The organism is Streptomyces durbertensis, assembly GCF_014156695.1.
GTDB classification, from domain to species: Bacteria; Actinomycetota; Actinomycetes; order Streptomycetales; family Streptomycetaceae; genus Streptomyces; species Streptomyces durbertensis.
Window position 1 is genome coordinate 1 of record NZ_WMLF01000586.1, and the last position, 2709, is coordinate 2709.

3 protein-coding genes are annotated in these 2709 nt (G+C 73.9%); all 3 read right to left on the bottom strand.

What is annotated here, in order from left to right; translation table 11 throughout:
* Positions 1 to 784: 3' terminal RNA ribose 2'-O-methyltransferase Hen1 (locus GL263_RS24730; protein WP_182857963.1), on the bottom strand; the 784-nt coding region annotated here is incomplete at its 3' end.
* A 58-nt stretch (positions 785 to 842) separates the two neighbouring features.
* A complete protein-coding gene (mmuM, locus tag GL263_RS24735; protein WP_182857964.1) occupies positions 843 to 1748 on the bottom strand; it encodes a homocysteine S-methyltransferase in 906 nt (301 codons plus the stop codon).
* Entirely contained in the window at positions 1745 to 2668 is a 924-nt protein-coding gene (locus GL263_RS24740; RefSeq protein WP_182857965.1) for an LLM class F420-dependent oxidoreductase, read from the bottom strand. The genes mmuM and GL263_RS24740 overlap by 4 nt, the downstream gene beginning before the upstream one ends.
* Between the last annotated feature and the right edge of the window lie 41 nt (positions 2669 to 2709).

Here is a 2709-nt window from a genome sequence, read left to right on the forward strand (position 1 = left end):
GGGCGTCGACCGTGCTGTCGTCGCTCTCCGCGAGGCGGGCCAGTTCCAGACGTTCCCGCGCCTCACGCGCCAGTCCCCGGCGGTACGCCAGGTAGCGGGCGGTGATCAGCTCCTGCTCCGGGTGGTGCTCCAGCCAGCCCTCGCCGGCGCGGAGCAGCTTGTCGACCTCGTCCTCGCTGACCCAGTAGTGCTTGGCGCCGTCGAGCACCGGGAGCAGCACGTAGAGCTGGCGGAGGGTGGCGGCGAGCGTGGCGGTGCCTTCGAGGGTCAGGCGCAGGCAGCGGGCTTCGCCCCACTCGGGGAACCGCTCGTCCAGCGGCGTGGTCTCGGCGTGCACCCGCCAGCCCAGCGGTTCGAAGAGGCGGGCGACCAGCGCGGCGCCGCCGCGCGCGGACAGCGCCGGGATCTCCACCCGCAACCCCAGCTGTCGGTCCGGGAGTTCAGGACGCGCGGCGCAGGTGCCGCGTAGCGCGCTGCGGAAGACCGAGCCGAGGGCCACGGCCAGCAGGGAGGAGGCCGCGTACGGGCGGTCGTTGACGTACTGGGACAGGCCGGCGTCCGGTCCGCCGTGCCGGCGGCGGGCGCGGCGGGCCAGCGCCACCGGGTCGATCTCCAACATCATCGCCGCCGTGCACCGCTCGGGAGTCGCCTCGGGGTAGAAGACCCGCGCCGTCCCGTAGGAGGTGCTGAAGTCCTGCACCTTCTCCGGGTGTTTGTGCAACAGGTAACCGAGGTCGGTGGCGGGCTGGGTGGTGCTGCCGTCGGCAGTGATGGTCAGGTACACCCCGACGAGTATGCCGAGGTCAGGCGTGGCGTCCCAGCGGTTTTCCGGGAGGCGGCGGTCAGGGCGCCCTTGACAGGAGTGCGGCGAGGTCGGCGATGCGGGCCGGGCCGACCCGGCAGCAGCCGCCGATCAGCCGGGCGCCGTCGGCGCGCCAGCGCAGGGCGAGTTCCGGGGCGTAGGTGCTCGGGCCGCGCCAGGCACCCAGGGCCGGGTCGTAGTCCTCGCCGCTGTTGGGATAGACCACCACCGGCAGTCCGGTGAGGTCGGCGGCGAGCGGCACGGCCCGGCCGGCGTCGGCGGCGGTGCAGCAGTTCACCCCGACGGCGATGACGTCGGGTTCGTCGACGACCAGCCCGAACGCCTCGCGCAGCGGCTGGCCGGCCCTGGTGTGCTCGCCGCTGACGGTGTAGCTCAGCCACAGCGGCACGCCGAGGCCCCGGGCGGCGGTCAGCAGGGCCTCGGCCTCCCGCACGTCGGGGACCGTCTCCAACGCCAGGACGTCGGGCCCGGCCTCGGCCAGCGCCTCGACGCGCGGCCGGTGGAAGCGGGCAAGTTCGGCGGTGCTCAGGCCGTACCGGCCGCGGTACTCGCTGCCGTCGGCGAGCACCGCGCCGTAGGGGCCGACCGAGGCGGCGACCCACACGGGCGTCTGCCCGGCCGCCTCCCGGGCGATCTCCACGCTGCGCGCGAAGAGCCGGCGCGCGGCCCGGTGGTCCAGGCCGTGGCGGCGGAAGCCCCGGTAGGACGCCTGGTAGCTGGCGGTGATCAGGACGCGCGCGCCGGCCTCGACGTAGCGGCGGTGGGCGGTGCGCAGCTGGTGGGGCGCCTCGTCGAGGAGCCGGGCGGACCACAGGTCGCCGGACAGGTCGGCGCCCTGGGCGGCGAGCTGGTTGGACAGCCCGCCGTCCAGGACGACCGTGCCTTCCGCGAGCGCCTCGGCGAGCGGAAGCCGGGGCACGGTCACGGCAGTTGGGACATCACCTGGGAGGAGATCAGCTCCAGGTGGTCCAGGTCGTCCAGGTCGAGCAGTTGCAGGTAGACGCGGCTGGATCCGACGGCGGCGTACCGGCCGATCTTGTCGACGACCTCGGCGGGGCTGCCGGCGAGGCCGTTCTCCTTCAGCTCCTCGACGTCACGGCCGATGGCCGCGGCACGGCGTGCCACCTCGGCGTCGTCCTTGCCGACGCAGACGACCAGGGCGTTGGAGTACACCAGCGCGTCCGCGCGGCGGCCGACCTCCTCGGCGGCGGCCCGGACCCGGTCGAACTGCCGCCGGCTGTCCTCGACCGACGCGAACGGGATGTTGAACTCGTCGGCGAAGCGGGCCGCCAGACGCGGGGTGCGCTTGGCGCCGTGGCCCCCGACCAGCACCGGGACGCGGTCCTGGGCCGGCTTGGGCAGCGCAGGCGAGCCCTTCAGCTGGTAGTACCTGCCCTCGTGGTCGAAGGTCTCGCCGACCGGGGTCCGCCACAGGCCGGTGACGATCTCCAGCTGCTCTTCGAGCCGGCCGAACTTCTCCGCCGGGAACGGGATGCCGTAGGCGGTGTGCTCGGCCTCGAACCAGCCGGCACCGAGCCCGAACTCGACCCGGCCGCCGGACATCGCGTCCACCTGGGCCACCTGGATCGCCAGCACGCCGGGCAGGCGGAACGTGCCGGCGGTCATCAGAGTGCCCAGGCGGATGCGGCTGGTCTCCCGGGCGAGGCCGGCGAGGGTGATCCAGGCGTCCGTCGGCCCCGGCAACCCGTCGGAGTCGCCCATGGCGAGGTAGTGGTCGGAGCGGAAGAAGGCGTCGAAGCCCAGCTCCTCCGTCGCCCGTGCGACGGTGAGCAGGGTGGTGTAGTCCGCGCCCTGCTGGGGCTCGGTGAAGATTCGCAGGTCCATGCGCACCATCCTGCAACGCACCCGCCGGTGCGGCTAATTCC